Origin of the sequence: Acetobacter sp. AC2005 (assembly GCF_037901235.1) — a bacterium.
In the GTDB taxonomy this organism is placed as follows: domain Bacteria; phylum Pseudomonadota; class Alphaproteobacteria; order Acetobacterales; family Acetobacteraceae; genus Acetobacter; species Acetobacter oryzoeni.
Genome location: NZ_CP149625.1, coordinates 1,170,206 through 1,190,011, shown reverse-complemented (window position 1 = coordinate 1,190,011; position 19,806 = coordinate 1,170,206). Strand labels below are relative to the sequence as shown.

Genomic DNA, 19,806 nt, shown 5'->3' with positions numbered 1-19,806 from the left:
CTGATGTCTGCCGAGACTGAAGCCCTTAACGACCAGATCAAGCAGTCAGTGGCACTGCTGAGGAGGCATCTTTAACTGGGATGTCGCCCAGGAAAGACTCGCTGAACTGAATAATCGGGCAGAAGATCCCGATCTGTGGAATGATTCAGACGCTGCGCAAAAAATGATGCGTGAGCGCACCCTTCTGGCCAATCAGATTGAAGGTGTGGAAGCGCTTGAAACCAATGTGCGCGACACCAGCGAACTGATTGAACTGGCAGAAGCTGAAGGAGATGCAGATTTAGTGGCCGAAGGTATGGCCACGCTGCGTGATCTGGCGGAAGAAGCCAAACGGCGTGAAACAGAAAGCCTGCTTTCTGGGGAAGCAGACAGCAATGACTGCTACCTGGAAGTGAACGCAGGTGCCGGGGGTACGGAAGCGCAGGATTGGACAGAAATGCTGCTGCGTATGTACACCCGCTGGGCAGAGGCGCATGGCTACAAGGTCACGCTGATGGAAAGCTCGGAAGGGGAACAGGCGGGCCTGAAATCTGCTACCATTCTTGTTTCCGGCCCCAATGCCTATGGCTGGCTGAAAACAGAAGCGGGTGTGCATCGCCTAGTGCGTATTTCACCGTTTGATGCCGCAGCGCGCCGCCAGACGTCCTTTGCATCTGTTTGGGTGTATCCCGTTATTGATGATTCCATTGAAATCGAAATCAATGACGCAGATCTGAAGGTAGATACCTTTAGGGCATCTGGTGCTGGTGGGCAGCACGTTAACAAAACGGATTCCGCTATCCGTATTACGCATATGCCCACAGGCATTGTTGTGGCCTGTCAGACAGACCGTTCTCAGCACCGTAACCGTGCAACGGCCATGCAGATGCTGCGTGCACGTTTGTACGAGGCAGAGTTGCAGAAGCGCGAAGCCGAGGCTGCAGCGGCAGAAGCTGCCAAAACGGATATCGGCTGGGGGCATCAGATCCGCTCTTACGTGCTTGCGCCTTACCAGATGGTAAAGGATTTGCGTACAGGGGTAGAAACCGGCAACCCGGATGCAGTGCTGGATGGTGATCTGGATGCCTTTATGGCGGCCGCGCTTGCCATGCGGGTAGGGGCGACGCGATCTGAGGCGAGTGCTTCAGCCCAGTAAGAGTTTATTCCCAAATCGAAACAAAAATACAAAAAAGCAGGTTCCATTTTGGGCCTGCTTTTTTGTTGTGAGAACGGGCATCATGAAACAGAAAAACGCTGATAAATCTTAGAAAATTCAGTGTTAGAGCGATTTTGTTCCTACGCCAGAACAGATTGTCTTTGTGAAAGAAAATGTGAAATTAACAGAACATTCTTGACAGAAAGCCTCTCAGATTGCCCAATCGAAAGTCGGGAAAGGTTACCTGTATGGCAGAACAGCAATCTGCTATTGTCATACCAAGGTAAACAGGCTCCGGTAACGCCCTGTGTATCAAGGGTAAGACGATAGCATCCGTTGCGATGCAGGGTGACAAAGGAGGACGTGCAAATATGAATGACTACGAGCAACAGCCGGGCTCGGTGAAATATACGTTCCGGGTAGGGGCTGTTGTCAGTGTTGTTGCCCTGTTGGTGGTTGTCGCGCTGCATCTTATGGGCGTGCTGGGGCTGATGTACGGTATGGGAACCACGGCAAGTGTTCCTGTTACACATCCGCCTATCAAAACAGTTATGTTGCCACCCCCGCCGCCACCTCCTCCACCGCCGCCACCCCCACCCCCGCCGCCGGTTATGGCTGTGCCGCCGCCGCCGTACATTCCGCCGCCCAAGATCAAGGTGCCGCCGCCGCCCAAGCCGCCCATCAAGCATGTGGCCAAGGCGCCCCCTAAGCACCCAACACCGCCGCAGACCAAAACGGCAGCAGCGCCGCCGGCAACATCTGCGCCAAGCAGTGCGGCAGCAGCCGGAGATGGCACAACAGATGCACCAGATACGTCTGCTGGTTCTGCACCGCTAAATAACGTGCAGCCGGTCTATCCCCCAGAAATGGAGGAAGACAACATCGAAGGCCGCGTGACTTTGATTTGCGATGTGGAAGCTTCCGGCATGACCAGTAACTGCCATGTGCAGTCGGTCTCTGGTGGTCAGGCCTTTGCCCAGTCTGCGTTGGATTACGTGCACAAGGCCCGTTATCGTCCGGCCACGCGCAATGGCGCACCGGTGAAGGAACTGCACAAGGTCTATGTCATCCGATTTAGGTTGGATGACTAAAACGGGGTCAGTTTTCATACTGGCCAGTAGTACAAATATGGATTGCCCGATCTGTTTGCGTAACAGGGTAGCGGATCGGGCCCTGATGATGAGGATTATGAGGAAGATGACCAGACTGCCCCGTTCTTTTGTGTCAGGTCTTGCGGCTCCGGCTCTGGCGCTGCTGATGAGCACTGCAGCCCCAGTTGCGGCTTTTGCGCAGGATGCCGCTCCTGCAGCACCCGCAGCCACGGCCCCGGCTCCTGATGCGGCGCCATCTTCCGCACCGGCACCTGCCGCCACACCGGATGCAGCCCCAGCCCCTGCGGCGCCAGAAGCGCCTGCACCTGCTGCCAGCGCCCCGGCTGAACAGGCGCCACCTGCGGCAGCAGACACCAAGGAAGAAGCCAACCCCTACGGTCTGGGTGCTCTGTGGTCCAATGGCGATATCATTGCCCGCGGCGTGCTGCTGATCATGCTCACCATGTCCCTGGGCACATGGTATATCATGATCACCAAGTTCATCGAGCAGGCCCGCCTGTTCGCCGCCGCCAAGGAAGCCACCAAAAGCTTCTGGACCAAGCACAGCATTCAGGAAGGTGCTTCCGCACTCACTTCTACCTCTCCGTTCCGCTACATCGCCGATACCGGTATTGTGGCTGCCGAACACCATGAAGGCACGATGCAGGAAAGCATTGACCTGCATAGCTGGACGGGCATGTCCATCCAGCGCGCGGTCAACAACATCCAGAACAGCCTGCAAAAGGGTCTGGCCTTTCTGGGCACCGTGGGTTCCACCTCTCCGTTCATCGGTCTGTTCGGCACGGTGTGGGGGATCTACCACGCGCTGACAGCCATCGGCATTGCCGGTCAGGCTTCCATCGACAAGGTGGCAGGTCCCGTGGGTGAATCCCTGATCATGACGGCCATTGGTCTGGCCACCGCGGTGCCGGCCGTTCTGGGCTACAACCTGCTGGTGCGCCGTAACAAGACGGCCATGGACCTGGTGCGTGACTTTGCCGCTGACCTGCAGTCCATCCTCATCGGTGGCGTGCGTCATGGGGCAGTGGATCAGATTGTGGTGCGCCCGGACAACTCCCCCACCACGGCCACGGTTTCCAACCGCGTCGGCTAATCAACGGGTCAGGTCAAGGCAAGGAGAACGCTTATGGGCATGCAGGTTGGCGATAGCGGCGGGGAAGACGACGTCGTCTCCGCCATCAACACCACACCGCTTGTGGATGTGATGCTGGTGCTGCTGATCATCTTTCTGATCACCATTCCGGTGGCGACACATACCGTGAAGGTGCAGCTGCCCAAGGACATGAACCAGCCAACCCAGACCAAGCTGAGCAATGTGGTTCTGGCAGTCACGGCGGATGGTCAGACCTTCTGGGATGAAACGCCGATCAGGGACCGGGCCGATCTTCTGGCCCGGCTGGAGAAGGCGGCGGTGCAGAAGCCCCAGCCGCAGATCCAGATCCGCGGAGATGTGACCACACGCTATGAGAGTGTGGGCCGTCTGGTGGCGACGTGTCAGGAAGCGGGCATCAGCCATATCGATTTCATTACGGAAAAGCCGAAATAGGCAGGGGCGGGTGGCGCAGCACGCCACCCCATCTTGTGGGGGAGAGCACAGGCCATGGGCATGAATGTTGGCTCTGAGAGCACAACGGAAGATGAAGGCATTGTTGATATCAACACCACGCCGCTGATTGACGTGATGCTGGTGTTGCTGATCATGCTGATCATCACCATCCCGTTGCAGACGCAGGCGGTCTCGATTGATCTGCCGCAGGGCAACCCGCCGCCCAGCACGGAAGAAACACCTGTGGTGACACTGGTTGTGGACTTTGACAACTCGCTGACCTGGAATGGCCAGCCCATCAATGGCGAGGCCGATCTGCAGGCGCATCTGCGTGAGATCGCCAGCGGGCCAGAGGCTTCCCGCCCGGAGTTCCACCTCCAGCCCAACCGTCTGGCTGACTACAAAACCGTCATCCACGTCATGGCCGACGCACAGCGCCTCGGCGTCACAAAACTCGGAATCGTCGGACAGGAACAGTTCGCTGACGGTAAGTGAGGATTTTTGAGAATGGCTTCTCGTTTTTTACGTACCCTTTTTTGTGCAACAACAGCATGGGTTGTTATGCAGCCCGTTGCACATGCGGCAGATGAACTCGGCCAACAGGTTGGGACAGAACTGGAAGCCGCGCAGTCTGCTCTGGCAACACATAATTATGCCAAGGCAATGGATGCAGTAAACGCTGCGGATGCCGTAAAAGGCAAAACAGATTACGAAGATTATACCATTGCGCAGATGCGCGCAGCCGTGGCCACGCAGGCTGGTAATCTTTCTGCCGCAACAGCGGCTTATGATAAGCTGATTGCTTCCCCGCGCACGCCACAGGCCATGAAAAATCAGATGCTGAAGTCTGAGGCAACCATGGCTTATACAGCCAAGGATTACCCCAAAGCTATTGCCAATATTCAGCGTTACCTAAAAGCTGCCGGGTCTGACCCCCAAATGGAAACGTTGTTGGCGCAATCCTACTATCTGCAGAAGGATTACCCCAACACCATCAAGGTGGTGAAGCAGCAGGCTGATGCCACCATAAAGGCTGGTAAAACTCCTACCGAATCTGAACTGCAAATGCTTGCGGCCAGTGCGACGGCTCTAAAAGATTCTGCGGCCACAACCCACGCGTATGTTTTGCTGGCAACCTATTACCCCAAAAAGGAATACTGGGCGCTTTTGCTGCATGAACTGGTTGTAAACACCAAAATTCCGGCATCCTTGCAACTGGATGTTTATCGTATCCGTTTGGCCGTTGGGGATGTTTCCCAAGCGCGTGACTTTATGGATATGACGGAAATTGCCGTGCAGCAGAACACGCCGCAACTGGCGCTAGACCTGATGAACCAGGGCTATCAATCGGGTGTGCTGGGGCAGGGGGCAGAAGCGCCACGTCAGGCCCGTTTGAAGGCCATGGTTGAAAAGGCTGTCGCTTCCAAAAAGGCTTCTATTGCAGCAGATGAACAGGCAGCTACTTCCGCCAGCAATGGGGATGATTTGCTGACGGTTGGGTACAATTACGTTACTTTCGGGCAGGCTGATAAAGGTCTGCAACTTATGCAGCAGGCTATCAGCAAGGGCGTAAGTGACGTGAATATCGCACGCCTGCATTTGGGGCTGGCAGAGCTTTATGCTGGCCATAAGGATCAGGCTCTGGCTGCTCTGCGTAGTGTTGAAGGAGACAACGGTGCGCATGATATTGCACAGCTTTGGATCTTGCGTGTAACGCAGCCTGCTAGTGCTAAATAATCACGACCGTAAAATAATTTAAAAAAGGCCGCTCTCAATATCAGAGCGGCCTTTTTTATAAGGAAGGAACTTACGGGAACAGAAGTATCAGATACGCTCTTTGTTGGCGTCTTCTTCGTCTTCATCATCGATAGAATCACGATGAACCCAAGTAGAAAGTAGCAGCCCGAACCCCAGCATAACATTCAGCATGGCAGAGCCACCGTAAGAGACCAATGGCAAAGGCACACCGCCCACAGGGATAGCCCCCATCACCATGGAAAGATTTACTAAGCAGTAAAAAAAGAAGTTCATGCTGATGCCAAGGGCAATAAGGCGCCCAAAGCGATTACGGCACCGGATAGCCATGATCATGCCGCCCAGAATGATCATGAGCAGCAACCCGATAACAGCAGCAGCGCCTACAAAGCCCCATTCTTCGGCAATCATTGTGAAAATGAAGTCTGTCTGTTTTTCGGGCAGGAAGTTTAATTGCCCCTGTGATCCATGCAGGTAACCCTGCCCCCACATACCGCCAGAACCAAGTGCAATTTTAGACTGGATAATATTGTAGCCTGCTCCCAGCGGATCATTTTCAGGGTGCAAAAAGGTGGTGATGCGCGCACGTTGGTAATCATGCAGATGGTTGTATGCAAACTTGATAAGCGAAGGCACGGGAAGCAAAAGCAGCACAATTTGCCAAAGGCGCATTCCGGCAGCAAAAAATAGCGATGCCCCAATACCCCCAATAATGACTGCCGTGCCAAGGTTAGGTTCCTTGAGAACAAGGCCAACAGGTACAAGCACGATAAGAGCTGGCGGTATTAACCACAAAGGGTTGCCCATTCGGGCATAGCTGATGCGGGAAAACCATGCAGAAAGTGCCAAAACCAACGCAATTTTGGCGAATTCCGAGGGTTGAACCTGCAACCCCCCTATAATCAACCAACGTTCTGCGCCTTTACCCACATGACCCATGCGCAACACCGCTACCAGCAGTATGAGTGAGAGCACATACATGGGTGCTGCTGCATGAATAAGCATACGCGGCGGCAGCATGGCGATGGTAATCATCATCACCAAGCCCACAGCAAAGCGTGCAGCTTGCGGGGCGGCAAACGGGTAGGGTGTGCCACCTCCGGCAGAATAGAGCGTAACGTAACCAACGCCAGCCAATGTGCAGATCAGCAGAATGTAAAGCCAACTGATACGCCATAGCTTAGACATAAGGCGGAAGCTGGGTTCTGCTCTGAGCAGCCGTTTATGAAACTTCATGGATCACTTACCAGACTGCTTGCATCAGCTACACTTTCTGGCGGCGGTGTGGTGTGTGTTACCGGGTCACGCAGCAAAGTATCGCGCATGATGGTACGAGCCAGCGGGGCTGCTGCATCAGCGCCTGCGTTTCCGTGTTCGATCACAACAGAAACGGCATAACGTGGGGAATCATATGGGGCAAAGCAGATAAACAATGCATGTGGCCGATACTCCCACGGCAGATTGGCGGAGTTAAAATGCCCGCTTTCACGCAATGCGCGGGAAACACGCCGCACCTGTGCCGAACCCGTTTTGCCAGCCATGGTAATGCCGGGTAGGTCTAACCGTGCCTTGGGGGCTGTTCCATGGGGTTCGTTAATAACGGCAAACATGCCAGAACGCAGGGCTGCCAAATATCTGTCTGGCATATCAAGGGTGGGCCAGTGGTCTGGTTGTACTTGCTTGCCAATTTCTCCGTTAATGGCACGTACAAGATGGGGCTGTACAGCCCGGCCAGAGGCAATACGGGCTGTATAGGTAGCCAGTTGTAGTGGCGTAACCTGTACAAACCCCTGCCCAATGCCGCTTACAATTGTATCCCCACCATTCCAGTGATGGTGGTGAGCCTGCCGCCATGCCGGAGTAGGAATCAGGCCGGTGCGGGTGTGGGGCAGCTCAATATCCAACTGCGTACCAAGGCCGAATTTATGTGCCGTGGCTGCAATGCGTTCCATACCGATACGGCGTGCGACCTCGTAAAAATAAACGTCGCAGGAATATTTAAGCGCCAGATGCAGATCAACAGACCCATGGCCCCATCGAGACCAGCAGTGAAAACGTGTGCCACCTACATCTAGGTGACCGGGACAGAAAAAACGATCTGTGGGGGAAACAAGGCCAGATTCCAAAGCCGCCATTGCCACGGCAGGTTTGAAAGTAGAGCCCGGTGGATACACCCCCGCCACGGCTTTGTTGATAAGGGGCGTGCGCTGATTGTTTGTCCACTCAATCCACTGCGCGTGGCTTACACCGCTATCAAACAGCGAGGGATCAAACGAAGGCGTGCTGACCATGGCAAGTACTTCGCCATTCTGGCAGTCCATCACCACGGCAGAGGCTGTTTGATCTCCTATGGCGTTCAGCACTTTTTGCTGGAGCGCGCGATCTATGGTCAGGCTGATTTCTTCACCTGGCACGCCTTCTTCGCGGTTTAGTTCAGACATCACACGCCCAACGGCGTTGACCTCCATTTCCACAGATCCAGCTGTGCCGCGTAGATTGTCATCCTGACTTTGCTCAATACCTGCGCGGCCTACGCGCATACCCGGCAGAGCCAGCAAGGCAGAGCGGGCCACATCTTTCTCATTAGGCGGGGCGACATAGCCGATAATGTGGGCAAGCAATTCGCCTTCCGGGTAAACGCGGCGTGTGCCCACATCAATCAACACACCGGGGAGAGAGGGCGCGTTGAGTTCAATGCGCGCCATTTCATCCCATGAGAGAAAATCGCGCAGCATGACGGGTACGAAGCGTCGCTGATGCCGCATTTCACGCGCGATTCGTGTGCGGTCACGTTCATCTAGCGGAATAATGCTGGAAAACCGTTCAATCGTGCCCGTCACATCTGTGGTTTCTTCGGGCATTAAAAGGGCGCGCCAGTTTTCCTTGTTATTGGCAAGGGCAACGCCGTAGCGATCTACAATACGCCCGCGCGGCGGGGCCAGAAGGCGCTTGCTGATACGGTTTTTGGCAGCCATGCGGGCATAATGGTCGCCATCTTCTATCTGGATTTTATATAGGCGGCGGCCTAGCTCCCCCAAGGCCACAGTCTGGACAGCCATAAACAGCAGCGCCCGGCGTGTAAAAACGCCACGGGCGGGGTCTTTCTGTTCACGAACAGGTAGAAAACGCCGGTTTTCTTTCTTGCGCCGCTTCAGCCACATAAGAAGCTTTCATGCCTGTTCATGCGGATTCCTTTTCATCCAGAATATGCAGGAACCATGAGAAGGTGGCGGAAAGCAACGGATAAACCCCTATGCACAGCAGTGCTTCAAAAAAGGCAGGCGCCGGATCAAGGCCGTGCAGCCGGAACAAACATGCCAACGCCCATTGCAGGAAAGAAGCGGCCCCACCTATCAGACCATAAAGGAACCATACTACTAAAAAATTCATGCGCATGAGCCCAAACCGGGCATAGGTGCTGATTCCGTACACCAGAAGCAGAATAAATGAGCTGACGCCCAAAGGTGTAAAGCCAACCAGATCCATAAATAGGCCAAGCAAGAACGGTGCCAGAGCGGGCATGCCCGTAGGCCGCCAAACAGACCAGAAAAATACCGAGCCAATAACAATGGCGGAAAGCAGTTCGGCAGAACCGGGAATGGCAAGGGGAGCCGAAAAAAAGATAATAACCAGAACAATAAAAGCCGATGGCAGTAGATGGCGCGCTGTGCGGTCCAGCTTCTGGCCAAGTGTTAGGCGCGGTTCAAGATCTGGGTCCCATGATGGGGGTGAGGGATCGGACATCAGGTTACCCTTCCTGCCCTTGTCCCAGAAGTGTCTTGAACGGCAGTGCTAATGGCCGATGCGGGCGGGTAAGTGGCACGTGGCCCGGGGCATCAGGTGGTTCAATTTCAGATTGTCCAAAATCGAACACGCGTAGCATGGTCAATTTATCCAGTTGCACAAAGGGCTGCACAACCGGTTGTCCGGGGTGCAGATAATGTACCGTGCCAATAGGCAGCCCCATGGGGAAGGCGCCCGCCTGATCACTGGTCACAACACGCTCCCCTTCAATGGGGCGTGAATCCTGCGGGTAATACATCAACCTTGGCATGGGGGAGTTGTCGCCTGCCATTATGGCCGTGGCATGGCTGGATTCCAGCTCAATGGGGAGGCGGCTGGCAATATCGGTTATTAACAAGACGCGTGCTGCATGAGGGCCAACTTCGGTAACCCGTCCTGCCAGACCATTTGTTGCCAAAGCCACATTGCCAACATGCACACCACTGGTGGTGCCAGCTACAAGCAACACAGCACGGGCATACATGCCGCCACTATCTGCCACCACCCGGCCTGTTACAAAGGCCGGGGTAGGTTCTGGCACCCAGTGCAACTCTGTTTTCAGGTTATCATTTTCCCGCGCGAGGGAGACAGCCACATCATACCAACGGCGCAACTTGGCGTTTTCGGTTTGGAGCTTGGCGTTTTCTTCCGCCAAGTGCCGGGCGTCTTTTACGCCCTGCACAAGGTGGCTGACATCTGTTTGCGTATGAGCAATAAGCCCCCACAAAGGGGCTAAGGCATCTGCTACATACATGCGGGCCGTATCAGCCAGCCTTCTATCGGCTTGCCCAGCAATAATAATCCCAACAGACAATAGCAGCAGCACTGGCAAAACCAGTTTGCCAAGAGCTTGTCTTACCTGGATGGAAACCGGGATCATGAAAGCCGGGAACCCCAATTAGAGGGAAGGAAAGCGGAAGGCATGCCCGTTTGCATTCTGGCGCCGGATTACAGCCAGATAGCTGGTGCCTTGGGTTAATACATTGTTGTCAGCACGTTGCGCAGACGTTTCATTTCTTCTAAGGCACGGCCTGTGCCCAAAGCTACGCAGGAAAGTGCATCTTCAGCTACTGTAACTGGCAGGCCTGTTGCAAGACGAAGTACATCGCTTAGCCGGTAGAGCAACGCGCCACCGCCGGTAAGAACAATGCCTTTATCAACAATATCGGCAGCAAGTTCTGGTGGGGTGTTTTCCAGCGCAGTTGTTACGGCATCCACAATCTGGCTTACGGGCTCCATAAGGCTTTCCGCAATTTGGGCTTGTGAAACCTGCACTTCACGCGGGACACCGTTAATCAAATCACGCCCTTTAACATCTTGCCACGGGCCGTTTTCATACGGTTCATCCGGCATCATGGCGGAGCCAAGGCTGATTTTGATACGCTCTGCCGAGCTTTCACCAATCAACAAGCTGTGGGTGCGACGAATATAGGAGATAATGGCTTCATCCATTTTATCTCCGCCTACGCGTACGGAACGTGCATACACAATACCGCCGAGGGAGATAACGGCCACTTCTGTGGTGCCGCCGCCAATATCTACAATCATGCTGCCTGAAGGTTCTGTAACCGGCAGACCAGCACCTATGGCAGCTGCCATGGGTTCTTCAATCAGGAATACGCGCCGCGCTCCGGCACTTTCTGCGCTTTCCTGAATGGCGCGGCGTTCCACAGCAGTGGAGCCTGAGGGCACACATACAATAATCTGGGGGCTGGCAAAGGCGCGGCGATTATGAACCTTGCGAATGAAATGTTTGATCATTTCTTCCGCCACTTCAAAATCAGCTATCACGCCATCACGCATAGGACGAATGGCCGTAATATTACCCGGTGTACGGCCAACCATCTGCTTGGCTTCTTCGCCCACGGCAAGAAGCTGCTTTTTTCCTCGTATATCTGCAATAGCCACAACAGACGGTTCGTTCAGAACGATACCCCGTCCTTTTACGTAAACAAGGGTGTTGGCAGTACCCAGGTCAATAGCCATGTCGGCAGACATGAGACCGAGCAGACGAGAAAACATCCAGGACTCCTGGTTGAAGCGGGCACCATACAACAGAGGACGAGAAAGCCGGGCACGCTAACTTGCCCCTGCTGCTTTGGAAATATGTGAGCAGGAATTACCGGTGCGTAACGAGGCAGACAAGACCTTCCGTCAAGAAACTGACATATAATCTCAAGGTAAGGTCTGTCTGCCCGGTTTTGCAGGAGGGTCTGAAAAGTTTTTTCAGACTGTCAGGGCTTCTGGTTCTGTCCGTGCACGTTTAACCAGCAGCTTGTTCAGTGCATGCACATAAGCGCGTACGGCAGAAACAACTGTATCTGCATCTGCACCCTGACCGTCTACCATTTTGCCGGCTTCTTCCAGACGCACGGTTGTGCGGGCCTGTGCATCCGTGCCTTCCGTTACAGCACCTACAGAGAACAGGGCGAGACGCGCTTCATGCGGGAAAGCCTTGCGCAGGGCATTAAACGCAGCATCCACAGGGCCATTGCCTGTAGCTTTGGCTTCAATGGCCTTGCCATCCACGCTCAGTTCCAGATCAACTTCAGAAGGCTGGCCAGAAATGGATTTCAGGCTCAGCGCACCAAAACGGATGCGGTCGTGGTCACGGGCTTCATCATCCACCAGCGCGATGATGTCATCATCGTACACAACCTTTTTACGGTCAGCCAGATCCTTAAAGCGGGCAAAGGCTTCGTTCAGGCGTGTTTCATCCATGCCTTCATAACCCAGCACCTTCAGCTTATCGCGGAAGGCAGCGCGCCCGGAATGCTTGCCCATAACCAGGGAAGAACGGGTCCAACCCACGCTTTCAGGGGTCATGATTTCATAAGTGGCGGCATTTTTCAGCACGCCATCCTGATGGATGCCACTTTCATGCGCAAAGGCGTTACGGCCCACAATGGCCTTGTTAGGCTGCACATCAAAGCTGGTGATGGTGGCCAGCATACGAGAAACCTTCAGCAGGCCTTCTGTATGGATGCCGGTCGTGAAGGGGTATTGGTCATGCCGTGTGCGCAGCGCCATCACAATTTCTTCCAGCGCGGCATTCCCTGCACGTTCGCCAATACCATTGATGGTGCATTCCACCTGCCGCGCACCACCACGGATAGAAGCCAGCGTATTGGCAACAGCCAGACCCAGATCATTGTGGTTATGGGCAGAGAAAATCACCTGATCTGCACCCGGCACACGCTGGCGCAGCATGGAAAAGATTTTTTCCATGTCTTCCGGTGTGGCGTAACCAACCGTATCGGGAATGTTGATGGTGGTGGCGCCAGCCTTAATGGCGGCTTCTACGCAGCGGCACAGAAAATCCGGTTCTGTGCGGGAGCCATCTTCAGCAGACCATTCCACATCATCTGTCAGATTGCGGGCTGCAGCATTGCCAGATGTAATCAGTTCCAGAACAGTTTCTGGCTCCATCCGCAGCTTGTATTTCATGTGCAGCGGAGAGGTGGAAATAAAGTTGTGGATACGCTTGCGTTCTGCCGGGGCCAGAGCCTCACCCGCAGCAGCAATATCCTTGGCGCCACCACTACGTGCCAGTGCGCAGATAACGGAACCCTTTGTATTTTTGGCAATTTCGTTAACGGATTCGAAATCACCTTTGGAAGCAACGGGGAAGCCCGCTTCAATCACGTCCACACCCAGATTGGCCAGCGCTTCCGCCATACGGAGTTTTTCTGCCAGGTTCATGGAAAAACCGGGAGATTGCTCGCCATCACGCAGGGTGGTGTCAAACACAATCACGCGGTCTGGCGTCATGCGGCCAAAGGACGGATGATTGAAGCTGGTGGTATCAGCAGACATGGAATTCTTCCTGAAAAAGTCTGGTCTGGAACAAGAATAGAGGGGCTGTGCCATATTCTGCCCGTTTATGCACGGGCGCTCTTTTCGTTCTCCCCTGGGCGTGGCAGCGCTGGGCCACCTGGCTCGCTCAGGGGCAGATTAGTCGAAGGAGAAGATCCAGACGGAGGGCCACGCCGCCCGCGCCCGCTAATTTGCGGGCCTGCAGGGAATCGGACGTGAACCACTCGGAATTCATGCGCAGCACCATACCGTCCAGTTTTTCAAACGCAACACTAAAACGTTCTTAAAGGCTCTCTCAGGCCACAGCCTTGGTGCCGCGCAGGCAATGCAGCACATACAGCATAACGCCCAGCAATACGGCAGCGAATGTTTGGTGCACAGCACCAGCCCACACAGGCACCACCAACAGCAGGGTGGTTACGCCAAGCGCGTACTGAATAACCACAGCCCATCCTAGAAGAATGAAGGCGTTATGAGCTTTAGACCCCAGATCCGTTGCTTTCAGGCCAACAAGAAGCACAGCGCCAATACTCAGGGCTGTAAGAGTGGCCAGAAGGCGATGGTCAAACTGCACAGCCGCTTTGTTGATGAACCAGTTCATCCAGAAAGGGGAAAGCTGGGCATAATCAGTCGGGATCAGATGCCCATCCATCAGCGGGAAGGTGTTGAACAGGAACCCTGCATGTGTGCCAGCTGTAAATCCACCGGCAATAATGGTGGTGCACAGCAGCACGATGGTGAAGCAAGCCAACCGCTTAGCCAAACGTGCGGCTGAAGATGAACCATGGCTTTCTGGCGTAGGCCAGCGGATAGAAAATGCCGTCCACAAAATAGCGCCATACAGTAGCAGGGCTGCACTCAAGTGTAGCACCAGACGTACAGGTTCCACCGCCGTGCTGTTGGGGCGGAAGCCAGAAGCCACCATAAACCACCCAATGGCACCCTGTAGCGCACCCAGAATAAAAAAGATGAACAAGCGCAGGGCCAGCCGGCGCGTAATCATGCCCCTCACAACAAACCAGATCAGGGGCAGCAGAAGCACCAGCCCCATCAGACGGCCCCAGAAGCGGTGAATCCATTCCGCCCAGAAAATTTTCTGGAACCCCTCCAGCCCAAATCCTTCATGCTGAAGGTGATATTGTGGAATGGTTTTATAAAGCGCGAACAACCTTTCCCACTCAGCGTGGGAAAGGGGCGGAATAAAGCCGCTTACGGGCTGCCAGTCCATAATGGAAAGGCCAGAACCCGTCAGGCGCGTTACGCCGCCAATGGCGATCATGCCCAGCAGCATGAAGCAAAGCAGAAACAGCCAGCCTGAAATGAGCTTGCGATGGGCGGGTGTCATGTCTGTCTGGGGGGATGATGAGGTGGGCATGGCAGCCTTTGGCGCTGTGGGTTAAATTTCTGTATCGGGTTTACAGCCAGCTTGCGGGCTGCTGCAAGAAGATGGTACCGCTAGGCTGGATGGAACAGCATATTCGTCCTCCCTCTCGGTCCTCTGTATCGCTTTTGCGTCCACTGCTCATGCTGCTTGTATTGGTGGTGGGGGCGGTTGGGTTGCGGCATGTGCCAGCTCTTCATAGCATGCTGCATGGTACGGATGTACTGCGCCAAGGCGTATGGGGCCGCATGGTGTTTCTATCTGGTGCTGTTTTGTGGTGCGGGTTTGGGCTGCCACGCCAAGTGGCCGGATTTGCCGCCGGATTGGCTTATGGATTGTGGGAAGGCCTTGCACTTATCACCATAGCCTCCACATTGGGGTGCTTGGCCGGATTTTTCTGGGCCAGATGGGGCGGGCGTGCATGGGCGCGGCAGAAATTGGGGCAACGTTTTGCCCAAATGGACGCATTTCTGACACGTCAGCCGTTTTCTAGTATCCTTACCTTGCGGCTGCTGCCCGTGGGGTCCGCATTACTGCTGAACCTTTTGGGGGGCATTTCAGGTATGGATGTGCTGCCGTTTTTTACAGCAACCCTTTTGGGCGGTATCCCGCAGAACCTTGTTGCCGTTTTGTTGGGGGCGGGGGTTCAGGTAGGTACTTTCTGGCAGTATGCCGCTGGTGGCGCGTTGTTTGTGCTGTCTGGCGCCATTGGGGTGTGGTTATGGCGGCATGCACGTATAGCCCGGCAGGTTTCCTGATCCGTATATGGTCTGGCTGTTTCTGAGGTGTCAGGAACTAAGGGCTCATTCTAACCCTCTTGTAAAATAGTAAGGCGCTGGCCCGCAGAGCTGTTAGCGCTGTTTTTGCCAGACATTTTTCTTTTTCCTTCTGTTTTTGTTTGTTTTTGGAGTGCTGCTTATGGCTTCTCCCTCTGCTGTGCGGGATGCCGGAACGTCTTTTATTGGTGGGCGCATCCCCATGTGGGTACCTGTGCTTTTAGGGTTCCTGACAGCCGTTGGACCTATTTCGACAGATATCTATCTGCCTGCTTTTCCGGCCATGGAGCAGACCTTCCATACAAGTGCGGGCAATGTGCAGTTTACACTGTCCATCTGGTTTGTGGGGTTGGCTATCGGGCAGATTACGGTTGGCCCTTTATCAGATAGGTTTGGGCGCCGTAGCCCCATGCTTATAGGCAATGCCCTGTATGCCGTGGCTTCTGCCGTATGTGCATTTGCGCCAGATATCACCACGTTTTCCATTGCGCGGTTTGTGGCATCCGTTGGGGCATCGGCCAGCCTGGTTATTCCCACGGCCTGTGTGCGCGATATGGTGCCAGACCGTAATGCCGGGGCACGCATGATGTCTCAGTTGGTCATGGTCATGGGGGTTGTGCCTATTTTGGCCCCTATGCTGGGTGGTCTGGTTGTAGAGTTTGTGTCCTGGCGGATTATCTTTTGGGCTTCTGCTGCCTATGGCGCGATATGCGTGGCGCTTATTCTGTTCGTGCTGCCAGAAACCCTTCCGTATGATCGGCGGGTTGCACTATCTCCCTTCACGCTTGTGACACGTTACGTCACCCTCATCCGGGATCGGGCCTTTGCCAGCCATGCGCTGATAACGGCTTTTTCCACCTTCATGTCTTTCAGCTATCTTACGGCAGCTCCGTTTGTGTTTGTGCAGCTGTTTCATTTCTCACCGCTGCATTTTTCCATGCTGTTCGGCTTTTTTGCGGTGTTCATGATCGGGGCTTCCCAAGTGAACGGGCTGCTGGTGGGGCGTATTGATTCCGGCAAGCTGCTTATGGGCGCGATCTGCCTTTCCGTTACCGGAGGGATTCTGCTGGTAGCAGTCAGTTTGTGGAGCGCGTGGTACGCACCTCCGGCATGGCAGCCATATGAGGTGTGGTTGGTTATTGCGGCCATGTTACTGGCCCTTGCACCTACTGGTATTATTTTCCCCAATGCCATGATGGGGGCTTTAGCAGACCATCCCTCTCTTGCCGGGGCGGCCTCGGCTCTGGCTGGCACGCTGCAATATGTGCTGGGTGCTGTGGCGGGCGTTGTGGTTGGCCAATTTCCGGCTGTGTCTGCAATTCCTATGGCAGGATGCATGTGTTGTGGTGCTATTCTGATGTTCCTGATGGGGCTGCTGCGGCCTAATCGACAGAATGTGAACTAAAAATTGTACAAAAAGCGGTTATGCCCGCTCTGCTCTTGACGGCGACAGGGCTGCGGCCCAGTCCAGATGAAAAGATGGGGTGAGGGAAGGGAGCGTGCATAACATGCCACGGCATCCAGCAAGACGGGCCCACGTTCTGGCGCTTATTGGCGCCGGGCTGCTGATTGTAACTTTTGGTACAATGGGGATTGAGCTGGGCAATGAAATGGCCCGGCATGGTAATCTGGACCGTCAGAGCACCGCGGCAGGCAATTACTTGCGCGGGTTGCACCACGCTACCAGTGATGCCCGCATATGCCATTATGCATGGATGGCCGAACATAAGCCGCAGGATGGCAGTTGTTATGTGCAGGCCATTCAGCAGCTTTCTGATGCACGGCGTGGGTTCGAATCCTTTCGTGTAGTGCAACTGCGTGAAGGCGGTGGCCGCGTAGAACCACTGCAAAGCGTGTGGCAGCAGCTTGAAACCATAAGTGCATGGCCCCATTCACCAGAGGGTACGCCCGCCGGAGGAGCGCAACTTCTGGCGGATCTGGATCAGAACCTTTCCATTCTCAGCCGGGCCAGCACGCTTGATCAGGCAGACCGTGTTGCCAATATGCTGCGCAACACAAGCTGGCAGCGCCGTTTGGCGTTGCTGGGGATTCTGACTGGTGTTTTCAGCCTTGTTTCAGCAGGCTGGGTGCTGGATCGTTCTTCCTTGGCAGCGGCACGGGCCGAGGCTTCATCGCGTGATTTGGCTTTGCGTTTGCGGGCAACGCTGGACAGTTTGAGCCTTGGCGTGGCCGTATTTGGTGCCGATGGCCACTTATGGCATTGGAACGAACAATTGGCTGTGGCGCTGGGGCTGGAAAAGAGTTTTTTCAAACCTGGCCTGTCTTACAATGATTTAAGCGCAGTGCTGGTAGTAGATGGTGTGCCGCTGCTTGAGCCATTGGAGCATGTTGAAACCAGCTTGGCCAAAGGGCAGCCCGCACCGCCTGTAGTGGTGGAATGCAAGGGCATTAACGGCGCAGATCTGGAACTGTGCCGCACATTGTTTTTTGCCCCAGACGGAGCAGCAGAACGGCGTGGCTTTGTGCTGACAGCTGCAGATATTACCATGCGTTTGCGCAGTGAGCGCGCATTGGGTGAGGCGCAAAAGCTGCGCGCGCTGGGGCAGTTTACTGCAGGCATTGCCCACGATTTCAAAAACCTTCTGACCGTTATCTTGGGAAATCTGGAGCTTGCAGCGGAGCACGATCTGCCAGATCAGGTAGAGCAGCGGCAGGAATATCTGTCTGCCGCAACGCATGCGGGGCATAGGTCTGAAGCTCTTACAAGCCAGCTTCTTTCCTTTATGCGCAGGCAGCAAACTGGCGTGCCAGACTGCTTTGATCTGGCCGATCTGTTTTCCCTGCTCGATGGGCTGTTGGCGCGCGTGATTGGCCCCAGAATTGTGGTGGAATGTGCAGATGTTTCGGGCGTATGGCCCGTGCGGGCAGACCCGGCACAGCTTGAAAGTGCGGTGCTCAATCTGGCTATCAATGCGCGAGATGCCATGCCCTCTGGTGGTCGGCTGCGCATTGCCGCCCGGAATGTGACGTTCTCCGTGAACGCAGATCTGATGAGCCTGCCTGTTGAGGAAGGCCGCAACATGCGCGTGGTGTCCGATCCGACTCCGCTTCCCGCCGGAGATTGGGTGCGGCTGGACGTGATTGATAGCGGCAGCGGTATGACGCGTGAGGTGTTGGACCATCTGTTTGAACCGTTTTTCACCACCAAGCGAGAGGGTGCAGGTACAGGGCTTGGCATGGCCATGGTTCTGGCTTTTTCTCAACAGGTAAAGGGGCGCGTTGTGGTGGCAACTGGCAGCGGAAGTGGGACGGAGGTTTCCTTGTGGTTGCCCAAGGCGACAGCTCTTTCCGCTGCGCAGGTTTTGCAGCCGACCGCGCTGCCTAAAATAAGCAAACCAGCGCCATCACAGGCTTTGCAGGTGCTGGTGGTGGAAGATGACGCAGCTATTCGCGATATTGTCGTGACCATTCTGAGCATGGCGGGCCACCGCGTGTTGGAGGCTGGCGATGGTGAACAGGCGTTTGATGTGGCTGCGGCTGCGGAAGGGCCTCTTGATCTGCTGGTAACGGATATCCAGCTTCCCGGCCCGTTGGATGGTTTAACCCTTTCACGCGTGTTGGTGGAACGGTATCCTGAACTGGCTGTGGTTTATATGTCGGGGGATCTCACAGCGGATTCCAAACTGCCAGAAGGTGGTGTGGCAAACGCGCGGCTGTTGGCCAAACCCTTCCGCCGGGATGGCTTGATGGAAGTGGTAACAGCAGCACTGAGTGCACGTACCGGGGCATAAGCAGACCATAAGGGAAAAGCCGCCATACCTTGCAGAACCGGCGCATGCAGGATAGAGCGGGCGCCGGATTGCCCGAACGTGTTCTTCTTTTTGGCAGGATACAAGGCAGAAGTAACAGAGGGTCAGCCTTGGGCTGGCACGCAGGAAGGATTATTAAGGCCATGACGGCACATGAGGAAATCGACCTCAAGCGCTTTATCCGGCACGTTCCCGATTTTCCTAAACCGGGCATTCTATTTTACGATATTTCCACTCTTATGCGGAATCCGGATGCGTGGCAGCTGGCCATGGGGCGTTTGGCGCGGCAGGTGGCGCCGCTTAAGCCAGACTTGCTGGCAGCCGTTGAATCCCGCGGGTTTTTAACAGCTGCACCGCTGGCAGATCGCTTGGGATGTGGGCTGCTGATGCTGCGTAAGTGTGGCAAGCTGCCGGGTGCAACCATTTCCCACACCTATGATCTGGAATACGGCAGCGATACGCTGGAAATTCAGGCAGATGCCATTCAGCCCGGCCAGCGCGTTGTGGTTATGGATGATCTGCTGGCAACCGGTGGCACCTTGGCCGCTTCTGTAGCACTGCTGCGCAAGGCAGGAGCCAACGTGGTAGGCGCTTCTGTTATGGTAGAGCTAACCAGCCTGGGTGGCCGTAATAAAGTGGATGCACCAGTTTCCACTTTATTAACTTACGAAGAATAAGCACTTTTCAATATTCATATGTTCTGTTTGCACATCTGGGTGCAGAACAGAACAT

The 19,806-nt window shown here is 54.9% G+C and carries 17 protein-coding genes; 10 read left to right on the top strand and 7 right to left on the bottom strand.

Annotated elements, in window-relative coordinates; translation table 11 throughout:
* The first annotated feature begins 3 nt into the window (after positions 1 to 3).
* The 6 genes from prfB to QQM41_RS05775 all read left to right on the top strand — a co-directional run bounded on the left by prfB (position 4) and on the right by QQM41_RS05775 (position 5,530).
* Positions 4 to 1,135, top strand: a protein-coding gene (gene prfB, locus QQM41_RS05800) for a peptide chain release factor 2 (RefSeq protein WP_124296306.1) whose coding sequence is annotated in 2 segments (ribosomal slippage) — positions 4 to 72 and positions 74 to 1,135 — 1,131 coding nt in all. Because the reading frame shifts where the segments join, the coding sequence is not laid out codon by codon here.
* Between the two features lie 341 nt (positions 1,136 to 1,476).
* Positions 1,477 to 2,226, top strand: a complete 750-nt coding sequence (locus tag QQM41_RS05795; protein ID WP_012812286.1) for an energy transducer TonB — start codon at positions 1,477 to 1,479, stop codon at positions 2,224 to 2,226.
* A 106-nt stretch (positions 2,227 to 2,332) separates the two neighbouring features.
* A complete protein-coding gene (locus QQM41_RS05790) occupies positions 2,333 to 3,340 on the top strand; it encodes a MotA/TolQ/ExbB proton channel family protein (RefSeq protein WP_339077972.1) in 1,008 nt (335 codons plus the stop codon).
* A 33-nt stretch (positions 3,341 to 3,373) separates the two neighbouring features.
* Entirely contained in the window at positions 3,374 to 3,793 is a 420-nt protein-coding gene (locus QQM41_RS05785; RefSeq protein WP_128104741.1) for a biopolymer transporter ExbD, read from the top strand.
* Between the two features lie 54 nt (positions 3,794 to 3,847).
* The gene (locus QQM41_RS05780) at positions 3,848 to 4,288 is read left to right on the top strand and encodes a biopolymer transporter ExbD (RefSeq protein WP_012812288.1); all 441 of its coding nucleotides are present in this window, start codon (positions 3,848 to 3,850) and stop codon (positions 4,286 to 4,288) included.
* Between the two features lie 12 nt (positions 4,289 to 4,300).
* Positions 4,301 to 5,530, top strand: coding sequence for a tetratricopeptide repeat protein (locus QQM41_RS05775; protein WP_339077971.1), 1,230 nt, complete (start codon positions 4,301 to 4,303; stop codon positions 5,528 to 5,530).
* Positions 5,531 to 5,617: 87 nt separating this feature from the next.
* Here the strand turns inward: QQM41_RS05775 and rodA are convergent, their stop codons facing one another.
* The 7 genes from rodA to QQM41_RS05740 all read right to left on the bottom strand — a co-directional run bounded on the left by rodA (position 5,618) and on the right by QQM41_RS05740 (position 14,492).
* The gene (gene rodA / locus QQM41_RS05770) at positions 5,618 to 6,784 is read right to left on the bottom strand and encodes a rod shape-determining protein RodA (RefSeq protein ID WP_339077970.1); all 1,167 of its coding nucleotides are present in this window, start codon (positions 6,782 to 6,784) and stop codon (positions 5,618 to 5,620) included.
* Positions 6,781 to 8,709, bottom strand: a complete 1,929-nt coding sequence (mrdA, locus tag QQM41_RS05765) for a penicillin-binding protein 2 (protein ID WP_003629851.1) — start codon at positions 8,707 to 8,709, stop codon at positions 6,781 to 6,783. The genes rodA and mrdA overlap by 4 nt, the downstream gene beginning before the upstream one ends.
* Before the next feature lie 19 nt (positions 8,710 to 8,728).
* Positions 8,729 to 9,292: a hypothetical protein gene (locus tag QQM41_RS05760; RefSeq protein WP_003629849.1), complete on the bottom strand. Its 564-nt coding sequence runs from the start codon at positions 9,290 to 9,292 to the stop codon at positions 8,729 to 8,731.
* A 4-nt stretch (positions 9,293 to 9,296) separates the two neighbouring features.
* On the bottom strand, positions 9,297 to 10,211 hold the full coding sequence (mreC, locus tag QQM41_RS05755; protein ID WP_003629848.1) for a rod shape-determining protein MreC: 915 nt from the start codon (positions 10,209 to 10,211) through the stop codon (positions 9,297 to 9,299).
* Between the two features lie 95 nt (positions 10,212 to 10,306).
* A complete protein-coding gene (locus QQM41_RS05750) occupies positions 10,307 to 11,353 on the bottom strand; it encodes a rod shape-determining protein (protein ID WP_003629847.1) in 1,047 nt (348 codons plus the stop codon).
* 204 nt (positions 11,354 to 11,557) lie between these two features.
* Positions 11,558 to 13,147 carry a 2-isopropylmalate synthase gene (locus QQM41_RS05745; protein WP_339077969.1) on the bottom strand — a complete coding sequence of 530 codons (1,590 nt, stop codon included), beginning with the start codon at positions 13,145 to 13,147 and terminating at the stop codon, positions 11,558 to 11,560.
* Between the two features lie 295 nt (positions 13,148 to 13,442).
* Positions 13,443 to 14,492: a COX15/CtaA family protein gene (locus tag QQM41_RS05740; RefSeq protein WP_339078069.1), complete on the bottom strand. Its 1,050-nt coding sequence runs from the start codon at positions 14,490 to 14,492 to the stop codon at positions 13,443 to 13,445.
* 14 nt (positions 14,493 to 14,506) lie between these two features.
* Here QQM41_RS05740 and QQM41_RS05735 point away from each other — a divergent pair, with 14 nt between their 5' ends.
* The 4 genes from QQM41_RS05735 (at position 14,507) to QQM41_RS05720 (ending at position 19,751) form a co-directional block, all read left to right on the top strand.
* A complete protein-coding gene (locus QQM41_RS05735) occupies positions 14,507 to 15,286 on the top strand; it encodes a TVP38/TMEM64 family protein (protein WP_003629844.1) in 780 nt (259 codons plus the stop codon).
* Between the two features lie 160 nt (positions 15,287 to 15,446).
* Positions 15,447 to 16,709: a multidrug effflux MFS transporter gene (locus QQM41_RS05730; RefSeq protein ID WP_339077968.1), complete on the top strand. Its 1,263-nt coding sequence runs from the start codon at positions 15,447 to 15,449 to the stop codon at positions 16,707 to 16,709.
* Between the two features lie 103 nt (positions 16,710 to 16,812).
* Positions 16,813 to 19,056, top strand: coding sequence for an ATP-binding protein (locus tag QQM41_RS05725; protein WP_087651676.1), 2,244 nt, complete (start codon positions 16,813 to 16,815; stop codon positions 19,054 to 19,056).
* Between the two features lie 161 nt (positions 19,057 to 19,217).
* The gene (locus QQM41_RS05720) at positions 19,218 to 19,751 is read left to right on the top strand and encodes an adenine phosphoribosyltransferase (protein WP_050818994.1); all 534 of its coding nucleotides are present in this window, start codon (positions 19,218 to 19,220) and stop codon (positions 19,749 to 19,751) included.
* Positions 19,752 to 19,806: the final 55 nt, after the last annotated feature.

Bases quoted from the DNA above. Each gene is read 5' to 3' on its own strand.
- QQM41_RS05795 (WP_012812286.1), top strand. From the start codon at position 1,477: ATGCAGGGTGACAAAGGAGGACGTGCAAATATGAATGACTACGAGCAA.
- QQM41_RS05790 (WP_339077972.1), top strand. From the start codon at position 2,333: ATGACCAGACTGCCCCGTTCTTTTGTGTCAGGTCTTGCGGCTCCGGCT.
- QQM41_RS05785 (WP_128104741.1), top strand. From the start codon at position 3,374: ATGGGCATGCAGGTTGGCGATAGCGGCGGGGAAGACGACGTCGTCTCC.
- QQM41_RS05780 (WP_012812288.1), top strand. From the start codon at position 3,848: ATGGGCATGAATGTTGGCTCTGAGAGCACAACGGAAGATGAAGGCATT.
- QQM41_RS05775 (WP_339077971.1), top strand. From the start codon at position 4,301: ATGGCTTCTCGTTTTTTACGTACCCTTTTTTGTGCAACAACAGCATGG.
- rodA (WP_339077970.1), bottom strand. From the start codon at position 6,784: ATGAAGTTTCATAAACGGCTGCTCAGAGCAGAACCCAGCTTCCGCCTT.
- mrdA (WP_003629851.1), bottom strand. From the start codon at position 8,709: ATGTGGCTGAAGCGGCGCAAGAAAGAAAACCGGCGTTTTCTACCTGTT.
- QQM41_RS05760 (WP_003629849.1), bottom strand. From the start codon at position 9,292: ATGTCCGATCCCTCACCCCCATCATGGGACCCAGATCTTGAACCGCGC.
- mreC (WP_003629848.1), bottom strand. From the start codon at position 10,211: ATGATCCCGGTTTCCATCCAGGTAAGACAAGCTCTTGGCAAACTGGTT.
- QQM41_RS05750 (WP_003629847.1), bottom strand. From the start codon at position 11,353: ATGTTTTCTCGTCTGCTCGGTCTCATGTCTGCCGACATGGCTATTGAC.
- QQM41_RS05745 (WP_339077969.1), bottom strand. From the start codon at position 13,147: ATGTCTGCTGATACCACCAGCTTCAATCATCCGTCCTTTGGCCGCATG.
- QQM41_RS05740 (WP_339078069.1), bottom strand. From the start codon at position 14,492: ATGACACCCGCCCATCGCAAGCTCATTTCAGGCTGGCTGTTTCTGCTT.
- QQM41_RS05735 (WP_003629844.1), top strand. From the start codon at position 14,507: ATGATGAGGTGGGCATGGCAGCCTTTGGCGCTGTGGGTTAAATTTCTG.
- QQM41_RS05730 (WP_339077968.1), top strand. From the start codon at position 15,447: ATGGCTTCTCCCTCTGCTGTGCGGGATGCCGGAACGTCTTTTATTGGT.
- QQM41_RS05725 (WP_087651676.1), top strand. From the start codon at position 16,813: ATGCCACGGCATCCAGCAAGACGGGCCCACGTTCTGGCGCTTATTGGC.
- QQM41_RS05720 (WP_050818994.1), top strand. From the start codon at position 19,218: ATGACGGCACATGAGGAAATCGACCTCAAGCGCTTTATCCGGCACGTT.